Raw genomic sequence first — 20,183 nt, forward strand, 5'->3', positions numbered from 1 at the left:
TAGGAGGTAGTATGTTAAAAGAATCAGTAGCTGATTTCGGGCAAATTGGCTTAGGTTTACGCCGGGAAATGCTTGATGAAATGCTCATCGATGTTCCTAAACCCATTGAGTTTTTAGAAGTTGCACCAGAAAACTGGCTAAAGCTAGGCGGGCGTTTTGGTAAACAATTTAAACAGCTAACCGAGCAGCATGCCTTTGTTTGTCATGGTTTATCGTTATCGATCGGCTCACCTGCAGCGCTTGATATTGACTTTGTGAAATCACTTAAAGCCTTCTTTAAAGAGCATAATATTCGTTTGTTTAGTGAGCACTTAAGCTACTGTTCGGGCGAAGGGCAGATGTACGATTTGATGCCTATTCCGTTTACTGAAGATGCAATTAAGCATGTCTCCTCGCGGATCAGACAAGTACAAGATATTCTTGAACAGCCAATTGCTATTGAAAATGTATCTTACTACGGTGCCCCTGGGCAGCAAATGACTGAACTTGAGTTTACTAATGCAGTTTTAGAGGAAGCTGATTGCCAACTATTGCTTGATGTAAACAATATCTATGTAAACTCTATTAATCATGGTTATGATGCTGAGCAATTCTTAGCAGCATTACCAACTAAACGTATCGCTTATGGGCATGTTGCGGGCCATTACACTGAGGCTGAAGATTTACTCGTTGATACCCATGGTGCGCCAGTCATCGATCCTGTTTGGCAATTGCTTGAAAAAGCCTACGCAGTTCATGGAGTTTTTCCTACTTTGTTAGAGCGTGACTTTAATATTCCACCTATGGCTGAGTTATTAGCTGAGCTGAAAACTATTGAAGCCTTGCAGCACGCAGCCAATAAGCAAAACCAAGTAACGGTGAAACACAGTGCATAATCATTTTACGCAAGTACAACAAGCGTTTATGGCGCATATTCGCGACCCTGAGAATAATGCTAAGCCTAGTGATGTTGAAGAGCGTCGCATGGCGATTTACCGCGATTTATTTTTTAATAATGTGGATGGTTTTGTCAGCTCTGCATATCCAGTACTTAAAAGTTTATATTCAGAGCAAGCTTGGCACAGACTCGTTAGGCAATTTTTCAGTCAGCACAACTGTAAATCTCCTTATTTTTTAGATATAGCAGGCGAGTTTTTGGCCTTTCTTGCTAATGACTATGAAATGCAAAGTGATGATCCTGCGTTCATGTTAGAACTGGCTCATTATGAGTGGGTTGAGCTAGATGTGTCGGTTGCTAAAAAACTTGTAAATGAAGTTGGCTTATCGGCTCATCAAGTGACAAGTTCCCAATTATATTTAAGTTCACTGGCTCGTAATTTGAGTTATAGCTTCCCAGTTCATACCATCAGTGTCGATAACCAGCCGAGTGAGCCCGCAGCTGAGGCAAGCTACTTTGTGGTATATCGGGATGGCGATGACGAAGTGCAGTTTTTATCAACAAATGCGATGACCGCATTACTACTTAATATTATTGAATCTCAGCCAGGTATAAACTTAAATGATGTATGCCAAGTAGTTGCAGAGCATGCTCCTCAATTTAGCCAAGAGCAGCTTTATCAGGGAGCGCTCAATACCTTAAGTGCCATGGTAGAGCGTGGTATCGTAGTTACTAATACATTGGTTTAAAAATCGGCTAAACCCCTTTATTGATGAGGGCAGTTCGACTATTATGTCCGCCTTATTTTGTCGTGCTTAAATAAAGGTAGTAACTATGTCGAATGATAAAGACTTTAAAGATCCGTTCAATGCAACTTATTTCATTGCGTTTTTAGCTGTATTCGGTGGCATTGGCTGTCTTAACGCTATTCTGGGTTGGATCACATCTTTATCTTAATCTGCGTAAGCAAATTTAAGACACTAGGCTGCACCATGCAGCCTTTTTTGTTGTAGTTAGGTGATTAATTTCGAAACTTGCTACCGACTTTCCACTAAGGTGATGTTATACTCTCGAGCTTTGTTAGATAAACTTTTTGAGCAGTATAATTATGACTCAAGCAACTTCAACGCTCATCAAACAGAGCATTGCAACGATCGCTGATTACCCTAAGCCGGGCATTATGTTCCGCGATGTAACAACTTTAATGGCTAACGCTGAGGCATTTAAAGCAACGATAGACAGCTTTATTGCGGCATATAAAGACCAAGGTTTTACTAAAATCATTGGTACTGAATCTCGTGGTTTTATTTTTGGTGCGCCACTTTCTTATGCTCTTGGTATTCCATTTATTCCAGTTCGTAAACCAGGCAAACTTCCTCGCGAAGTGATTTCACAAAACTACCAATTAGAATATGGTGAAGATACGCTTGAACTTCATACAGACGCTATCGTTTCTGGTGATAAAGTGTTATTAGTAGATGACTTACTTGCCACAGGTGGCACAATTGAAGCAACAGCAAAATTAGTTGCAAAACTGGGTGGTAATGCAACGGATGCCGCATTTGTTGTATCTTTACCTGAGCTTGGTGGTGAACAACGTGTTGCTGATATGGGCATCAAAATCTTAAAGTTGGTTGAATTCGAAGGCGAATAATTAATGAGTTATCAGGTTCTAGCAAGGAAATGGCGACCACAAACCTTTCACGAGTTAGTGGGGCAGTCTCATGTTAAACAGGCATTGGTTAATGCATTAACACAAAATAGACTCCATCATGCCTATCTCTTTACTGGAACTCGTGGGGTGGGTAAAACAACCATCGCACGAATATTCGCAAAAAGCCTCAACTGCGATAAGGGTATCTCTGCTGAGCCGTGCGGCCAATGTTCAAGCTGTACTGACATTGAAGCTGGTCGCTATATTGATTTGTTAGAAATCGATGCGGCATCACGAACCAAAGTAGAAGATACCCGCGAAATCCTTGATAACGTTCAATACGCGCCAACACGTGGTCGTTACAAGGTATACCTAATCGACGAAGTTCACATGCTGTCAAAGCATAGTTTCAATGCATTACTAAAAACATTGGAAGAGCCACCAGAGCATGTGAAGTTTTTATTAGCGACAACCGATCCGCAAAAACTGCCCGTGACGATTTTATCGCGTTGCTTACAGTTTAATTTAAATGCATTGTCGCAATCAGAAATTCATGATCAGCTTGCCCATGTTCTTAATCAAGAACAGCTAAGTTTTGATGATAAATCGCTGTCAATTTTAGCGAAAGCAGCTGATGGTAGTATGCGTGACGCACTGAGTCTTACAGACCAAGCAATTGCGCAAACCAATGGCAATATTAATCATCAAGCAGTGCAAACTATGCTTGGCTTAATGGATACCCAATATAGCCAAACCATGTTAGCAGCGTTACTGTGCCAAGATGGCGATGCATTACTTCAAGAAGTAAAAGCAGTGGTTAGCCGAAACCCTAACTTTGTAGCCTTGCTCGACGATTTAATCGCCCTGACGCACCTTATTCAGCTTGTGCAACTCGTGCCTAGTGCTGCGGCACTTGATGAGACTAACCGTGAATTTATTGAGCAGGTGGCACAAACAACTGATGCACAGCAAATGCAGGTGTATTACCAGTTGCTATTAAATGGTAAAAAGGATTTGCAATGGGCACCCGATGCTAAACTTGGTTTTGAAATGATCATGTTGCGACTGCTCGCATTTCAACCAACGCAATTTGCACAAAACCAAACACCCACGAATACCCAGCAGCAGGTTAAACCAAGTGGTGCCGGAGCACTACGTGATATTTTAAAAAAATCAACGGCGCAACGTGAGCAAGCAGCTTCAGAGCAAGCATCAGTAGCACAAAGTTCAGTGCATACAACTTCTGTGCCTTCAGAGCCTCAGCCAACACAAGTTGAAGCTGAGCCTATTCAAGCAGCCAAAGCAGAAACAGCACATAGCCATGAGCCTGCCCAGCAAGTTGAAGCAACAGCAGTAGAGCAGCCTAATGTTAATCAACAGCCTCAGCAATCCGCTCAGCCAGCTGAAACTGAAGTCAAACCAGCGCCACAACAGCAGAGTAGCTCAGAGCACATTCCAGCAGCTGATTATTCTTCACCAGAGTACTCTACATCTGACTATTCTTCGCAAGACTATATGGATGAGTACGATGCACAAATGGATTCATCACTTGCTGCGCAATATGATGATGTGATGAATAGCGCTTATGATCAGGGCTTTAGCGCAAATGAAGCACCTGCGTCCCAGCAACAGCAAACTGCACCCGCACAATTGCAACAACAGCAAAGTCAGGCGCAATCGGCCATTGCTCGTATTTTACAAGACCGCAATATCTCAGGTGCTGGTCGCTTAAGTGGTGCGGCAACGCAAACGAATGTTAAAGCAGAACAACAGCCTGAAGCTAAGCCAACATTAGAACCGCCAGCGCAACAAAGCACAGCCACGACCAATACTCAGCCTCAGCAGCAAGCAATGGCTGCTGAAGTAAAAAAGCCCATCCCCCAGCAGACGGGGGAGAGCAGCAATAAAGTAAAAAAAGTCGATTTTCGAGAAAAGCATCAAACAATCACTGAAAACCTAGCGCCTGAATTGCTTGAGCAAATTAACCCGCAAAAAGCGCCAGAGCCAGTAGCTGAAGAAGCCAGTATTCCGGTTCCAGATGATTTTGAAAGCCCGATCAGCAGTATTAAATTTGCACACGAACAAGACGAGTGGGCGTATTTAATAAAGCGTATGGGACTTGGTGGCCGCATGCGCCAATTTGCGCTGCATTCGATCTTTACCAAGCAGAATAATCAGTTACACATTGAAGTTGACTCATCACAGCGCCATTTAGACAGTGCAGTGCTTAGACAAAAGCTCAATGCTGCATTAAGTGAAATTTATGGTCATAATGTAGAGCTTAGTATCGAGTTTGCTGATGGCGTAATTGATTCACCGTATTTGATTCAACAAAAAATTGATGCGGGTCGTCATCAACAAGCGATTGATGTAATAAATAGCGATGAAAATATAGTGCAATTTCAACAGTTATTTAGCGCTATAATCGATGAAAACAGTATTCAGGCATTGTAATTAGTTGCAATAGCCCTTATCTTCATGCCAATTAAAGTAGTTTAGAAAGAGAGACAGTTATGTTTAAAGGTGGAATGGGTAACATGATGAAGCAAGCGCAGCAAATGCAAGAGCGCATGCAAAAAGCCCAAGAAGAAATCGCAAACCTTGAAGTTGTAGGTGAAGCAGGTGCAGGCCTAGTTAAAGTAACTATGCTTGGTAACCACAATGTACGTCGTGTTGAATTAGATGAAAGCCTAATGGAAGACGACAAAGACATGATCGAAGATTTACTAGCGGCAGCGTGTAACGATGCAGTACGTCGTGTTGCAGAAGAAACACAAGAGCGCATGAGTAAAGTAACTGGCGGTATGCAATTACCACCAGGTATGAAAATGCCATTCTAAGTGATCTTGTATGCAACTATCTCCTAGTTTAACACAACTAATTGAAGCGCTAAGATGCCAGCCGGGCATAGGCCCAAAGTCGGCACAGCGTATCGCTTTTCATTTGCTTGAGCGTGACCGTCAAGGTGGTAAGCAACTTGGCCATGCATTAACCAAAGCAATGGATGAAGTAGGGCATTGTCAATCTTGTCGCACTTTCACAGAGCAAGCTGTGTGCGATATTTGTTCAAGTGTTAAACGCCAAGATAGTGGTTTACTGTGTGTGGTTGAGTCACCAACCGACGTACTCGCTATTGAGCAAACCGGTCAATATCAAGGGCTTTACTTTGTTTTAATGGGTCACTTGTCGCCAATTGATGGTATAGGACCAAAAGAAATTGGCCTTGATATCCTTGAAAGCAAGTTGCAACAAGGCGGTATTAATGAGGTGATCCTCGCAACCAATCCAAGTGTTGAAGGTGAAACCACTGCTCACTACATTGCTGAGCTTTGTCATAAGTATCAGGTTGGTGCATCTCGTATTGCTCACGGTGTCCCTGTCGGTGGAGAGCTCGACTTGCTCGATGGTATGACATTGATGCACGCATTTAGCGGACGACGCGCCGTAAATCAAAACTAATACCTGATATGGTATCAAAAGCCTGCTTTATGCAGGCTTTTTTGTAGTTAGCCCCCGAATTTACCCGCTAATTTAATTTTTTGCCTTGAAGTTCCAAAAGCCTGCCCCATATATGAGTCATAGTGCAGATTAGACACTTTGTTAATTGGAGATTTACACAATGACTGCAGCACAAAAAGAAACATTAGGCTTTCAAACAGAAGTCAAACAACTATTAAACCTGATGATTCATTCTCTTTATTCTAATAAAGAGATATTCCTACGTGAGCTGGTATCAAACGCGTCAGATGCGGCAGATAAATTACGTTTCCTAGCGCTTTCTAATGGCGATTTATACGAAAACGATGCAGATCTAAAAGTACGTATTAGTGCCGATAAAGAAGCAAACACGGTAACCATTACTGATAACGGTATTGGTATGAGCCGTGAAGATGTGATCAATTCACTGGGTACCATTGCAAAATCAGGCACCGCAGAATTTTTCCAAAACCTAACAGGCGACCAAAGCAAAGATTCACAATTGATTGGTCAATTTGGTGTTGGTTTTTACTCTGCATTTATCGTTGCAGATAAAGTAACCGTGCGTACTCGTAAAGCAGGTGAAAGCCAAGGTATTGAATGGCAATCTGCAGGTGAAGGCGAGTACACATTACAAGAGATTGACAAGCCAACACGCGGTACCGAAATCATTCTACACTTACGTGAAGATGAGAAAGAATTTGCTGATGAGTACCGTTTACGTAGCATCGTAACTAAATACTCAGACCATATTTCTATTCCAGTTGAAATGTATAAAGCAGAAGTACCTGAATCTGAAGGCCCTGATGGTGAGAAAATCCCAGCGCAGCCGGGCGAGTGGGAAGGTATTAACCGCGCAACTGCACTTTGGACTCGCGATAAGTCAGAAGTAACAGATGAAGAGTACAAAGAGTTTTATAAGCACATTGGTCATGACTGGGAAGAGCCACTAAGCTGGGCTCACAACAAGGTTGAAGGTAAAACTGAATATACAAGCTTGTTATACATCCCGAAAAAAGCACCATTCGATTTATGGAATCGTGACCGTCAAACTGGTTTAAAACTGTATGTGCAACGCGTTTTCATCATGGATGACGCAGAGCAGTTTATGCCAAGTTATTTACGCTTTGTGAAAGGTCTACTTGACTCAAACGACTTACCACTTAACGTGTCGCGTGAAATTTTACAAGACAACAAAGTAACGCAAGCGATCCGTAAAGGTTGTACATCACGCGTACTTAAAATGCTTGAGCGTATGGCGAAAAACCGTGAAGAAGATTACCAAACGTTCTGGAACGAGTTTGGTCAGGTGTTAAAAGAAGGTCCAGCTGAGGATATGGCAAATAAAGAAGCCATTGCTAAGCTACTGCGTTTCTCTTCTACACATACTGACGAAAGCACGCAAAATGTATCGCTTGAACAATACATCGAACGTATGAAGCCAGAGCAGGATAAGATCTATTATGTGGTTGCTGACTCATTTGCTGCAGCGAAAAACTCACCACACTTAGAAATCTTCCGTAAGAAAGGCATCGAAGTATTGCTATTAAGCGACCGTGTTGATGAGTGGATGATGAGCTACTTAACAGAGTTCAACGAAAAATCATTCCAGTCAATCACCCGTGGTGACTTAGATTTAGGCAACATGGATGACGAAGAAACCAAAAAAGCGCAAGAAGAGTCAGAAAAAGAAGTAGCTGGTCTAGTTGAACGTATTAAGTCAGCACTTGGCGACAGCGTGAAAGATGTGCGCTTTACGCACCGTCTAACTGATTCTCCAGCATGTGTTGTTGCCGATGAACACGATATGAGTTCACAAATGCAAAAGTTAATGGAATCTGTTGGTCAAACTGTGCCTGAGCAAAAGCCTATTTTTGAGCTTAACCCAGAGCATCAGCTTGTTAAACACTTAAACGTTGAGCAAGATGAAGACAAGTTCAGCCAGTGGTCACATGTCCTGCTTGACCAAGCATTATTAGCAGAGCGCGGTACTCTAAAAGACCCTGCTGGCTTTGTAACTCGCTTGAACAAGCTTATGCTAGATTTAAGCAAATAAGCGTTTTAGCTGAATGAGTTGGAAAAGGGAGCAGTGCTCCCTTTTTTATTGCTGCTAATATAGGCAATTGGTATAAGTTACTTGAGGTATAGCCTCAGTTGTGGAAGAATTCAGGCTCTAAGAACAAAACTCCACTGATCGACCATTTTTAAGATTAGTATCACACAGAGGACAATGATATGCGCATTATTCTTTTGGGCGCGCCGGGTGCAGGTAAAGGTACTCAAGCTCAGTTTTTGATGGACAAATACGGTATTCCACAAATTTCTACGGGCGATATGCTGCGTGCAGCAATCAAAGAAGGTACACCACTTGGTCTTGAAGCTAAAAAAGTAATGGATGCAGGTCAATTAGTATCTGATGAAATTATTATTGGTCTAGTTAAAGAGCGCATCGCTAAACCAGATTGCGAAAAAGGTTTCTTACTAGATGGTTTCCCGCGTACTATTCCTCAAGCTGATGCAATGAAAGAGAATGGTGTGGTGGTTGATCACGTTATTGAATTTGACGTTGCTGACGAAATTATCGTTGAGCGTATGGGCGGTCGTCGTGTACACCCAGGTTCTGGTCGTGTTTATCACGTAGTTTATAACCCACCTAAAGTTGATGGTAAAGATGACATTACAGGTGAAGACCTAATCATTCGTGATGACGATACTGAAGAAACAGTACGTAAGCGTTTAGGTATCTACCACGACCAAACTAAGCCATTAGTTGATTATTACCAAGCTGAAGCAAAAGCAGGCAACACTCAGTACCATAAACTAGACGGTACCCAAGCTGTTGAAGCTGTTAGCCAACAACTTGGTGAGCTATTAGGTTAATTAACCTTTTAGATTCATTAATAAAAAAACCGCCTCAGGGCGGTTTTTTTGTATCTGTTTAACTGTCTTCTGATATTACAGTTTCTTCAATGCGGCAATAGCACCGTCGTAATCAGGCTCTTTTGAGAGGTTATCGACTAGTTGCTTGTAAACGATGTTATGTTCTTTATCGAGCACAAATACTGCACGAGTTAATAAGCCCATATCTTTGATAATTAAGCCGTAGTTCTTACCAAAGTCACGCCATACAGAATCAGATAAGGTGACGACTTTGTCGATATTTTCTGCTTTACAGAAACGTTTTTGTGCAAACGGTAAATCAGCACTTAATGTGAGCATAGCTATGTTCGGGTACTCAGCAGCTACTTTTTCATTAAAGTGTTTGGTTTGAATGCTACACACCCCTGTATCCAAGCTTGGTACAACACTAAGCAAAACAGCTTGACCTTGATAATTGTCTAATGTGACAGGTGTAAAGCTATCATCTACTACTTTAAAATTAGGTGCTTTTTGACCGACTTCAACCCCTTGTCCTAGTAGGGTAACAGGCTTTGACTGAGCTGATACCTTACCAGCATCAAGACTATTTTCTGGTAAGTCATTTGCGTAACTAAACGTACAAACTGCACTGAGTGCAAAAATAAGTGGGCGTAACATAATATAATTCCTTCAAATTAACGCATTTAAGCTGAGTGTATTATACTCATCTAATTGCTCCAAGGTTTACTCTAATTTAAAATTGTAAAAAACGAGCAGTTTGATTAACATGTGTCCGTGCCGCTATTTTTTATGAATTAAAATAAGAATAAAGTTAGCACTCTTAAAGATGGCTAGTAAAAAAGTGTGGGTTTAGAGAGAGTATATGTCAACATCGGTATTAGTTTGTGATGATTCAAAGTTAGCTCGTCGGCAATTAGCACGCTCTTTACCCGATGATTGGGATATTAAAATTGAGTTTGCTGAAGACGGTGTGCACTGTATTGAGCAAATCAAAAAAATTCAGCCTGAAATACTATTTCTTGATTTAAATATGCCTGAAATGGATGGCTATGAAGTACTTCAAGCCATTCAAGACCAAGATCTTCATGTGCTTACTGTGGTTGTTTCAGGTGATATCCAACCTAATGCTCATCAACGTGTGCTTGAGTTAGGCGCCATTGATTTTATTCAAAAACCTTGCTCTGCAGAAAAGCTTGCTAATATCATTGAACATCATGGTATTAAAGACAAAGCCATGCGTGAGCGTCTATCACACCGGCTGGGCGAACAAGTTGACCCCGATGTACGTGATATCTATCAAGAGCTTACCAATGTTGCAATGGGACAAGCAGGGGACTTGCTTGCACGCTTACTGAATGTGTTTGTAAAGTTGCCTATCCCGAATGTTAATATCCTAGAAGTTAATGAACTAGACATGGCACTGCGTTCTATTGATGCCAATGCGACTACCTCTGGAGTTTGCCAAGGCTTTATAGGCGGCGGTGTTTCTGGTGAAGCTTTGCTGCTGTTAAATGACTCAAGCTTTAAAGAAATTGCGTCACTCATGAATTACGAAGGTGAGCTTAACAACAAGATTGAGCTTGAGTTGCTAATGGATGTGAGCAATATTCTGATCGGGGCTATTTTAAGTGGTCTTTCAAAGCAGCTTGATATGCGCTTTAGTCAAGGGCACCCTGTGGTTCTGGGTCAACATTGTGATGTGTCTGATTTGGTAAAGGCTAATAAATCTCGCTGGCAACGAACGCTGGCGATTGAGATCAGCTATGGCATCGAAAATCATAATATTAATTGTGATTTAATGCTGCTATTTACTGAGGATTCGCTCAAAACCTTAAAATACAAAGTCGCTTATTTACTAGAAGATTAAACTATGCCTGCATCTGATTTTAATATGAATGAACTCCATTGGTTAATGGATATGTTTAATACTGTTGATGTAGGTCTTGTGGTGCTTGATAGAGACTACAAAGTCTGCATTTGGAATGGGTTTATGGAAAACCATTCAGGCTTGTTACCAAGTGCCGTGAAAGACAAAGATTTGTTTGATTTGTTTCCGTCAATAGACGAGAAATGGTTCCGTAGTAAATCAGAGTCAGTGTTCATTTTAAATAATCGCTCTTTTACTATCTGGGAGCAGCAGCCTTATATTTTCCGCTTTAAAAATTACCGCCCAATTACTGGTAAAGCGGATCATATGTATCAAAATGCTACCTTTATTCCTTTAACCACGACCACTGGTGAAGTGTCTCATATCTGTATCATTATTTATGATGTAACCGATGAAGCGGTAAATAAAAAAGAGCTAGAAGAAGCCAATAGTAAGCTTGAGCAAATGAGTCGAACTGATGCCCTTACAAAATTAACGAATAGGGGATATTGGGAAGAAAAACTGCGTAAAGAGTATATGCGTATCGTACGCAGTGGCGGCTGCAGTACCTTATTAATGTTTGACATTGACCACTTTAAAAAGGTCAATGATGAACACGGTCACCGTGGCGGTGATGAAGCGCTGCGTCACATTGCTGATTTACTTAGAAAAACATTACGTGAAACTGATTTGGCAGGTCGCTATGGTGGCGAAGAGTTTGCAGTAACTTTACTGGATACTGATCTCGATGGTGCGCATATTTTTGCTGAACGTCTGCGTTCAATGATTGAGAACTCGTCAATTTATTTTGGTGAAAAACAAATTCAGTTAACCGTCAGTATTGGTTTTGCTTGTTTTGACGAAAAGTTCGATCGTTATGAAAAGTGGGTTGAAGCTGCAGATAAAGCTTTATATCACTCTAAAGAAAACGGCCGTAATAAAGTTACAGCGTATTCAGATTTATAACTTAACGGAAAAGGGCGAAACTTCACCCTTTTTTACACTCCAATTGGTGGTAATACGAGAATATCTGTTTTTAACAGTTTCATGACCTTCTCAGCGGTATTACCGATTAAATGCCCTTTTATGCCCGTGTTACCCACTGACCCCATAATTACTAAATCAGCATTAAGTTTTGCGGCGACACTAGGTATAACTTGTTCAACCACCCCAGCTTTAATTTTGAGTTGCTCTTTTAAATTATGAGCTTCAATTAGTGCACGTTGCGCAACCGGTAATTTTTCATAAGCGTTAGTTACCTGCTCATCAGAAAAAACAATCCCTAAATCTCGCAAGAAAGGCGACACATGGACAGTATAGCAGGCAAAAAATTCGCTCTGATAATCCTCTGCGAAGGCAAGGCCGGTTTTTATAATTGCTTCATTTAAACAGTATTTTGTGGCTTTCTCGCTACCTAAATCGAGCGCGGCGAGTACATTGGTATTGTTACGCCACTTGTTGTCAGCAGCTAGGTAAAGAGGCAGCGGGCTAAATCGAATAAGCTGCCAGTCAAGCTCGCTAAATTGCGTTTGTTCATCAATATGGCGGGTTTTAATTACCATCTCATAGTCTGAGGTGGTTACTTCGTTAGCCAGCCACTGCACGGGGCTCTCGTGCCACAGTGTTTGTAATGTGTAACTACCGACTTCTAAATAGTCATTAATTAGCGGACTTAATGAGGTACGCAGTTTCGCTAACTCTTTATCTTGAATAGCCAAAGCTTCATCTGGCGGAAGAGAAAATAAAATGCTACTGGTGTCTTCATAGCTAAAAGCAACAATATCAATATGCTTAACCCCTTTAGCTTTTTGTTTAGCGTGTAATAACGACGTTTTTGCATCGTCGACAGAATCGATGATAACCAGTAACTTTTTATTCATTCGGTTCACTCTGTAGTGTGTCGGGCATCACTTTTTGGGCATTCTCCCAGTAGTGACACTTCCCCTGTTGAAGACTCTTGTTCCAGTTTTACCTTAAAGCCCCATAACCTGTAAAGGTGTTTTAATACTTCATCTTTTGAGTTTGCTAAGGGGATATTGTTATGTGGCACATAGCGTAAGGTCAAAGAGCGGTCACCTCTAACATCAACATCGTAAACTTGAATATTGGGTTCGTGGTTACTTAAATTGTATTGCGCTGACAAACTTTCACGTACTTGGTGATAACCCATTTCATCATGAATTGCACCCACATTTAGGGTGGGTTCTTTTTCATGGTCAATAATAGTAAATAACTTAAAATCGCGGATAATTTTTGGCGATAAGAACTGGCTTATAAAGCTCTCGTCTTTAAAGTTTTGCATTGCAAAGTGCAGCGTTTCTAACCAATCACTGCCGGCATACTCCGGAAACCATCTTTTATCTTCCTCGGTCGGGTTTTCACAAATACGACGAATATCAACCATCATGTTAAAACCAAGGGCGTAAGGATTAATCCCTGAATAATAATTACTGTTGTAAGGCGGTTGGTACACAACATTGGTGTGGCTTTGTAAGAACTCGAGCATAAAGGCATCGGTGAGCTTACCTTCATCATACAGATGGTTCAAAATGGTGTAATGCCAGAATGTTGCCCAGCCTTCATTCATTACTTGAGTTTGTTTTTGCGGATAAAAATATTGCGAAATTTTACGCACAATACGGATTACTTCACGCTGCCATGATTCAAGTAATGGGGCATTTTTTTCGATGAAATATAAAATATTTTCTTGCGGTTCTTCAGGAAAACGGCGCTCACGTTTTTTAGACTCTTGTTGCGAGGTAGGAATAGTGCGCCACAGCTCATTCACTTGTGATTGTAAGTAATCTTCGCGCTCTTGCTGGCGTTTTTGTTCTTCATAAAGCGAAATACGTTGTGGGCGCTTATAGCGATCCACACCGTAATTCATTAATGCATGGCATGAGTCGATGAGATTCTCGACCTCATTAATGCCATATTTTTCTTCGCATTTGGCAATGTAGTTTTTTGCAAATAATAAGTAGTCGATGATTGAGCTGGCGTCGGTCCAAGTCTTAAATAAGTAATTACCTTTAAAAAATGAGTTGTGACCATAGCAGGCGTGGGCCATAACCAAGGCTTGCATTGGCAGTGTGTTTTCTTCCATTAAATAGGCAATACACGGGTCTGAGTTAATAACAATTTCATAAGCGAGGCCCATTTGCCCACGTTTATAGTTTTGCTCAGTTTGAATGAATTTTTTACCATACGACCAGTGGCTGTAGCCAATTGGCATACCCACACTCGAATAGGCATCCATCATCTGTTCTGCAGTGATCACCTCAATTTGATTCGGGTAGGTATCGAGTTTATAAATTTTCGCGACCCGTTCAATCTCAGTTTGATACTCTGCTAATAAATCAAATGTCCAATCAGGACCGTCGCTAATACGTTTATCGGCCATACTTTACCTCACTCGCAAGGCTATGCGGCGCCTTGCTGCTGACGATTCTTTTTAAATAATTCACGGAAAATTGGGTAAATGTCCTCAACGCCACGAATATGTTGCATTGCAAAGTTGTCGTGGGTTTGCGCTATTGATTGATACTCTCGCCATAAGCTTTGGTGAGCACGGGCTGTGATTTCAATATACGCATAGTAGCGTACTGCTTTTAGAAGCTTGTTACGTAAAATTTCTCCACAATTTGGTGAGTCATCTGCCCAGTTGTCGCCATCAGACGCTTGCGCTGCATATATATTCCACTCTTCAGGGTTATAGCGTTCAGCGATGATTTCGTTCATCAGTTTTAATGCGCTGGAGACGATGGTGCCACCCGTTTCTTGAGAATAGAAAAACTCTTGCTCATCGACTTCTTTCGCTTGGGTATGATGGCGAATATAAACGACTTCTATATTTTTGTAGCTACGGGTTAAAAATTGATAAAGCAAAATATAAAAGCGTTTTGCCATGTCTTTAGTCGCTTGATCCATCGAGCCGGACACATCCATTAAACAAAACATCACAGCTTTGCTTGTGGGGTGTGGTCGTTTTTCATAATTACGAAAACGTAAATCGTAATTATCGATAAATGGCACTGCTTTAATGCGACTTTGCAGCTCCTCAATTTGCCGTTCAAGCAAAGCGATAGCCGCTTTATCTGGCTGATCTTCGGCTTTTAAAAGCGCTAACTGACCTTCAAGTTCAGCAAGATGGCGCTTTTTTCCAGCAGTCATTGCAACTCTTCGCGCAAGTGAGCCCTGTAAAGAGCGCACAATATCAATGTTGCTTGGCATGCCATCGTTACAAAAACCGGCTCGATGGGTTTTCATTTGCACCAGTTTATCGAGCTGGTTTTGTTGCAGGTTAGGCAGCTCTAAGTCTTCAAACAATAAGTCTAAGTATTCATCTTTTGAAATAGAGAACACAAAGTCGTCTTGTCCTTCACCCGAATCACTGGCTTCCCCCTCGCCAGAGCCACCACCTTGACCGCCTCCTTGCGGGCGCTTAATTTTGTCGCCCGTAGAGAATTGGTCATTGCCTGGATGGATCTGTTCACGGTCACCACCACGTCCTTGATGAAAAATAGGCTCACTGATATCACGTTGCGGAATAGAAATACTCTCACCGCTGGTGGTATCGGTTACGCTACGCTTATTAATGGCATCAGACACCGCTTCTTTAATCTGTTTTTTGTAACGCCTGATGAACCGTTGACGATTCAAGGTACTTTTGTTTTTTCCGTTCAGGCGTCGGTCAATAAAATGCGCCATAACAACCCCCTTAAAACAAACGTTTTTTACTGCGATTTTCTAACGCGTAAATACCATTCAGAAAGTAAACGTACTTGTTTTTGGGTATAGCCTTTCTCAACCATACGATTGACAAAGTCTTCGTGTTTTTTCTGATCTTCAGCTGATGTTTTCGCATTGAACGAAATAACCGGCAGGAGATCTTCTGTATTTGAGAACATTTTCTTCTCAATAACCGTGCGAAGTTTTTCGTAGCTAGTCCAAAGCGGATTCTTGCCTTGGTTGTGCGCGCGTGCACGCAGTACGAAATTGACTATTTCATTACGGAAATCTTTCGGATTTGAAATGCCCGCAGGTTTTTCAATCTTTTCAAGCTCTGCGTTAAGTGCTGCACGGTCAAATAGCTGGCCGGTATCTGGGTCACGGTATTCTTGATCTTGGATCCAAAAATCAGCATAGGTGACATAACGGTCAAAGATGTTTTGCCCGTATTCTGAGTAAGATTCTAAATAGGCCGTTTGTAACTCTTTACCAATAAACTCTACGTATTGAGGAATGAGGTAGCCTTTTAAGTGACTTAAGTAACGCTCTTCAACATCGGCTGAAAACTGTTCACGCTCAATTTGTTGCTCAAGCACATAAAATAAGTGCACAGGGTTGGCAGCTACTTCGGTAGTATCGAAGTTAAATACCCGCGACAGAATCTTAAACGCAAAGCGGGTAGAAAGCCCAGTCATGCCTTCATCAACACCTGCGTAGTCGCGGTATTCTTGATACGACTTCGCTTTCGGATCGGTGTCTTTTAAGCTTTCGCCGTCATACACCCGCATTTTTGAATAAATGCTTGAGTTTTCTGGCTCTTTCATGCGTGAAAGGGTGGTAAATTGCGCCAGTGTTTTTAATGTACCGGGTGCACAAGGGGCGTCATGTAACTCACTATTTTCGAGTAGTTTATTGTAAATTTTAACCTCTTCAGAAACACGTAAACAATAAGGTACTTTGACGATGTAAACACGGTCTAAAAATGCTTCATTGTTTTTATTGTTCTTGAATGTTTGCCACTCAGATTCATTAGAGTGAGCCAGAATCATACCATTAAACGGTAGGGCGCTAATGCCTTCTGTGCCGTTGTAGTTACCTTCTTGCGTTGCTGTAAGTAGTGGGTGTAGCACCTTGATTGGTGCTTTAAACATTTCCACAAACTCCATTAAACCTTGGTTAGCTAAACAAAGTGCACCGGAGTAGGCATACGCATCGGGGTCATTTTGTGCAAAGTGCTCAAGCTGGCGAATATCGACTTTACCAACGAGCGCTGAAATGTCTTGGTTGTTTTCATCGCCGGGCTCAGTTTTAGCAATCGCAACTTGATTTAAAATAGATGGGTAGCGCTTAACCACTCTAAATTGGCTAATGTCACCATTAAATTCACTTAAGCGTTTTGCAGCCCACGGTGACATCACCGTTTTTAAATAACGCGGTTTAATGCCATATTCTTTTTCTAAAAGCTCGGCGTCTTCATTTGGATCAAATAAGGCTAAAGGGTGGTCATTAACAGGCGAGCCTTTAATTGAATAAATAGGTACTTGTTGCATTAAGTATTTTAGTTTTTCAGCAATGGATGATTTACCACCCCCTACAGGGCCAAGTAAATACAGCACTTGCTTACATTCTTCTAAGCCTTGCGCAGCATGTTTTAGATAAGAGACGATTTGCTCTATGGCATCTTCCATACCATAAAAATCGTGAAATGCCGGGTAGCGTGCAACTACACGATTTGAAAACAGCCTGCTTAAGCGCGCATCGGTTGATGTGTCGATAATTTCAGGTTCGCCAATAGCCATCAATAACCGTTCAGGTGCGCTGGCATAAGCTGATTTATCCTTCTTACAGATCTCGAGAAATTCCTCAATACTGTATTCTTCTTCTTGCGCTGCTTCGTATCGTGATTGGTAATGCTCAAAAATACTCATAGAGACCTCCGAAAACCCGCTAAAATGACGTGTAATTAGATTAAGAGAAAAGCAAAGGTTAATTAAAGCTTAGTCACGATTTTGAATTTTTGCGCAAGAAAATTAAGAATTTAATTGAAAAAAGCTCATCCTGATTAGGCTTTTTGGGTGAGTGGTTGGCTGCGGGTCAGAAGGGGCGTGCAAAGGGCAATAAAAAAGACGCCGAAGCGTCTTTTTTGATTACTGTTTGTAACAGAAGATTAAGCGAAGTTAGCGTTCGCGAAGTCCCAGTTAACTAATGCCCAGAAACCTTTTAGGTAATCAGGACGTACGTTACGGTAATCGATGTAGTAAGCGTGTTCCCACAGATCCACAGTTAGGATTGGAGTAACACCTTCATCAGTTAATGGCGTTGCAGCATTTGACGTGTTTACGATATCAAGTGTGCCATCAGCTAGTTTAACTAACCAAGTCCAGCTTGAACCGAAGTTGTTTACTGCTTTGTCGTTTAACGCTTCTTTGAATGCGTCGAAAGAACCCCATTTAGCGTTGATCGCGTCAGCGATTGCGCCTGTAGGCTCGCCACCACCGTTTGGAGATAGGCTGTTCCAGTAGAAAGTGTGGTTCCAGATTTGTGCAGCATTGTTAAATACGCCACCTTCTGAAGAACATACGATTTCTTCTAAAGATTTGTTTTCGAATTCTGTGCCTGGGATCAGACCGTTTAATTTCACAACGTAAGTGTTGTGGTGTTTACCGTGGTGAAACTCTAGAGTCTCTTTTGAAATATGTGGCTCTAATGCATCGATTGCGTATGGTAGTGACGGTAGTTCAAATGCCATTTTTTATCTCCATCTTCTTGGTTGATAGTCCACTCAGTTATAGGTAATAGCAAGGTAAACAGCGTACTTCCCTATACCAAGTGGTATTATAGTGTTACTATAATTGTTGAGTATTTTACTCAAGTTTTAGCAAACAGCAATGCTATTGCTAAAGACTATTTTAAATTGTGGCTACGAATGCCGATTTAAGTTATATATCTGAGGCCACTGTGAAACTTTTTCAAGGCCAATGTAGTAAGCTAATGTCTTTTTTGAGGTTGTAAATGGAAACCATCGATAAAATTAAACAGCAAATTTCTGAAAATCCAATCCTTCTTTACATGAAAGGATCACCAAAGTTACCTAACTGTGGTTTTTCTTCACAAGCATCACAAGCACTTATGGCATGTGGTGAGCAGTTTGCTTACGTTGACATTCTACTTAACCCAGATATCCGTGCAGAGTTACCTGCATACGCAAACTGGCCAACATTCCCACAATTATGGGTAGAAGGCGAGCTTATCGGTGGTTGTGACATTATCATCGAAATGTTTCAACGTGGTGAATTACAGCCACTAATCACTGAAACAGCTGCAAAGTACAAAGAAAAAGACGCTGAATAATTATATTTAGTGTAGAAAAAAGCCGCAAACTGCGGCTTTTTTTATAGCCATTCGCTTAAGATTAGTAAGCGGTGGTATTACCCGGGTAATAAAACATGCACGCTCAAACCACCGTGCTCACGGTTATGTAGGCTAATTTGCCCGTGGTGCGCTTCAACTATTTCTCTGCACAGTGCTAGCCCTAAACCACTGCCAGTTGCTTTGGTTGAGTAAAAGGGGATTAGTGCGTTGGCCATTACAGCCTCACTCATACCCTTGCCTTTATCACTCACTGTGATGTGTGTGCCAATTGTTTCTTGTTGCACAGTTAAGCTGACATCTTCGGGGTTTGAACCCGATTCATAGGCATTTTTTAATAGGTTTATAAGTAATTGTTCGAGCTGAGTGTGATCAGCATCAGTTATTACACGTTCATCAAGTGATACCTTAACCTGCCACTGACTTTTTAATTGCTCAATCAGCGTCGGCCAGTTAATCGTTGATAGTTGAGGGGTGGGTAACTTGGCAAATTTACCATAGCCTTGCACAAACTCATTAAGGTGTTTTATGCGGTCTTCAATGGTGGTAAATACCCGTTTTAAGCGTGGCTCGTCGACTTCTTTTGTTAATAGTTGCGCGCTATGAAGCATCGATGACATTGGCCCTAGTGAGTTGTTAAGCTCATGGCTAATGATACGAATGACTTTTTTCCATACCTCTACTTCTTGGCGGCTTAGTTCACGGGTCAGTTGTTTAAAAACATAAAGTTGATGAAACTGATTATTAAGTAATAATCGGCCTGTTGCCATATGCCAAGTTTGTGATTCTTGATCTGCTTTATCGAGGGTAAATAAGCCATCAACGCCTTTGTGAATGGCACGCGTTAATTGCTCGCAGCTTGAATCTAATAAGTTTTCGAGCTTGGCACCTTCAAGGGCTGACTTAGCATCGAGTAAGCTACGAGCACTGTGGTTGCTATACACAATAAAGCCTTGGTCGTTAGTCAAAAGCACAGCTTGCGGGGAGCTTTGCAGTACTTTGTCGAGCATCAACTCACGCTGATATATCCATTGCTTTTCTTGGCGAAGCTGTTTTGCGGTTTGGTTATAAAGCCGGCATAAATCACCTAGCTCATCACTGCCATCATAGGCTAATAATGTAGCCAGCTCACCATCTTTAAAATTAAGCAACCCGGTTTCGAGTGAGTTCATGCCATCAATAAGCGGGGTTGATAATTGCGCGGCAAAAAGTCCGCTGATCAAAGCGCAAGCGAGCAGGGCTAATAGGCTGTAAAACAAGCTTATACCCGCAAAGTAACAAACCAACATAAGTGGCAATGCAGACGCTGCCATGCATAAGGTTATGATTTT

At 41.5% G+C, this 20,183-nt stretch carries 19 protein-coding genes; 12 read left to right on the plus strand and 7 right to left on the minus strand.

From position 1 onward, the window contains the following. The first annotated feature begins 11 nt into the window (after positions 1-11). From L1267_RS13910 to adk, 9 genes are all read left to right on the plus strand, one after another. The gene (locus L1267_RS13910) at positions 12-875 is read left to right on the plus strand and encodes an HvfB family MNIO-type RiPP peptide maturase (RefSeq protein WP_235383189.1); all 864 of its coding nucleotides are present in this window, start codon (positions 12-14) and stop codon (positions 873-875) included. Further along, positions 868-1,626, plus strand: coding sequence for an HvfC family RiPP maturation protein (locus L1267_RS13915; protein ID WP_328247755.1), 759 nt, complete (start codon positions 868-870; stop codon positions 1,624-1,626). The genes L1267_RS13910 and L1267_RS13915 overlap by 8 nt, the downstream gene beginning before the upstream one ends. Positions 1,627-1,711: 85 nt before the next feature. Beyond that, positions 1,712-1,834 (plus strand): hypothetical protein, encoded by a 123-nt coding sequence (locus tag L1267_RS23680; RefSeq protein ID WP_254907726.1) that lies wholly within the window; start codon positions 1,712-1,714, stop codon positions 1,832-1,834. Positions 1,835-1,985: 151 nt separating this feature from the next. Then, positions 1,986-2,531, plus strand: coding sequence for an adenine phosphoribosyltransferase (gene apt / locus L1267_RS13920; RefSeq protein WP_135924222.1), 546 nt, complete (start codon positions 1,986-1,988; stop codon positions 2,529-2,531). Between the two features lie 3 nt (positions 2,532-2,534). Further along, positions 2,535-4,985: a DNA polymerase III subunit gamma/tau gene (dnaX, locus tag L1267_RS13925; protein ID WP_235383190.1), complete on the plus strand. Its 2,451-nt coding sequence runs from the start codon at positions 2,535-2,537 to the stop codon at positions 4,983-4,985. Positions 4,986-5,044: 59 nt separating this feature from the next. Further along, positions 5,045-5,371 (plus strand): YbaB/EbfC family nucleoid-associated protein, encoded by a 327-nt coding sequence (locus L1267_RS13930; RefSeq protein WP_036967566.1) that lies wholly within the window; start codon positions 5,045-5,047, stop codon positions 5,369-5,371. 10 nt (positions 5,372-5,381) lie between these two features. After that, positions 5,382-5,990: a recombination mediator RecR gene (gene recR / locus L1267_RS13935; protein ID WP_054551546.1), complete on the plus strand. Its 609-nt coding sequence runs from the start codon at positions 5,382-5,384 to the stop codon at positions 5,988-5,990. 160 nt (positions 5,991-6,150) lie between these two features. Continuing rightward, entirely contained in the window at positions 6,151-8,064 is a 1,914-nt protein-coding gene (htpG, locus tag L1267_RS13940) for a molecular chaperone HtpG (RefSeq protein WP_199525745.1), read from the plus strand. A 179-nt stretch (positions 8,065-8,243) separates the two neighbouring features. Beyond that, positions 8,244-8,888 (plus strand): adenylate kinase, encoded by a 645-nt coding sequence (adk, locus tag L1267_RS13945; protein WP_036967590.1) that lies wholly within the window; start codon positions 8,244-8,246, stop codon positions 8,886-8,888. 75 nt (positions 8,889-8,963) lie between these two features. On the opposite strand, the gene tpx is transcribed toward adk, so the two are convergent. Next, positions 8,964-9,545 (minus strand): thiol peroxidase, encoded by a 582-nt coding sequence (gene tpx, locus L1267_RS13950; RefSeq protein ID WP_135924225.1) that lies wholly within the window; start codon positions 9,543-9,545, stop codon positions 8,964-8,966. 205 nt (positions 9,546-9,750) lie between these two features. Between tpx and L1267_RS13955 the strand changes: the two genes are divergently transcribed. Continuing rightward, positions 9,751-10,755 carry a response regulator gene (locus tag L1267_RS13955; RefSeq protein WP_135924226.1) on the plus strand — a complete coding sequence of 335 codons (1,005 nt, stop codon included), beginning with the start codon at positions 9,751-9,753 and terminating at the stop codon, positions 10,753-10,755. Positions 10,756-10,758: 3 nt separating this feature from the next. After that, a complete protein-coding gene (locus L1267_RS13960) occupies positions 10,759-11,721 on the plus strand; it encodes a sensor domain-containing diguanylate cyclase (RefSeq protein ID WP_135924227.1) in 963 nt (320 codons plus the stop codon). A gap of 32 nt (positions 11,722-11,753) precedes the next feature. Here L1267_RS13960 and L1267_RS13965 read toward each other — a convergent pair whose 3' ends face one another. The 5 genes from L1267_RS13965 to L1267_RS13985 form a co-directional block, all read right to left on the minus strand. Further along, the gene (locus L1267_RS13965) at positions 11,754-12,635 is read right to left on the minus strand and encodes a universal stress protein (RefSeq protein WP_199525744.1); all 882 of its coding nucleotides are present in this window, start codon (positions 12,633-12,635) and stop codon (positions 11,754-11,756) included. Positions 12,636-12,640: 5 nt separating this feature from the next. Further along, positions 12,641-14,155 (minus strand): SpoVR family protein, encoded by a 1,515-nt coding sequence (locus tag L1267_RS13970; protein WP_235383191.1) that lies wholly within the window; start codon positions 14,153-14,155, stop codon positions 12,641-12,643. A gap of 20 nt (positions 14,156-14,175) precedes the next feature. Beyond that, positions 14,176-15,462 carry a YeaH/YhbH family protein gene (locus L1267_RS13975; protein WP_135924230.1) on the minus strand — a complete coding sequence of 429 codons (1,287 nt, stop codon included), beginning with the start codon at positions 15,460-15,462 and terminating at the stop codon, positions 14,176-14,178. Between the two features lie 26 nt (positions 15,463-15,488). Beyond that, positions 15,489-17,411 (minus strand): PrkA family serine protein kinase, encoded by a 1,923-nt coding sequence (locus L1267_RS13980; RefSeq protein WP_135924231.1) that lies wholly within the window; start codon positions 17,409-17,411, stop codon positions 15,489-15,491. A 239-nt stretch (positions 17,412-17,650) separates the two neighbouring features. Continuing rightward, entirely contained in the window at positions 17,651-18,232 is a 582-nt protein-coding gene (locus L1267_RS13985) for a superoxide dismutase (protein ID WP_054551537.1), read from the minus strand. A gap of 263 nt (positions 18,233-18,495) precedes the next feature. Between L1267_RS13985 and L1267_RS13990 the strand changes: the two genes are divergently transcribed. Further along, positions 18,496-18,834 (plus strand): Grx4 family monothiol glutaredoxin, encoded by a 339-nt coding sequence (locus L1267_RS13990; RefSeq protein ID WP_054551536.1) that lies wholly within the window; start codon positions 18,496-18,498, stop codon positions 18,832-18,834. A 77-nt stretch (positions 18,835-18,911) separates the two neighbouring features. On the opposite strand, the gene L1267_RS13995 is transcribed toward L1267_RS13990, so the two are convergent. After that, positions 18,912-20,165 carry a sensor histidine kinase gene (locus L1267_RS13995; protein WP_235383192.1) on the minus strand — a complete coding sequence of 418 codons (1,254 nt, stop codon included), beginning with the start codon at positions 20,163-20,165 and terminating at the stop codon, positions 18,912-18,914. Between the last annotated feature and the right edge of the window lie 18 nt (positions 20,166-20,183).

This window comes from Pseudoalteromonas sp. OFAV1, assembly GCF_021532595.1.
Taxonomy (GTDB): Bacteria; Pseudomonadota; Gammaproteobacteria; order Enterobacterales; family Alteromonadaceae; genus Pseudoalteromonas; species Pseudoalteromonas lipolytica_C.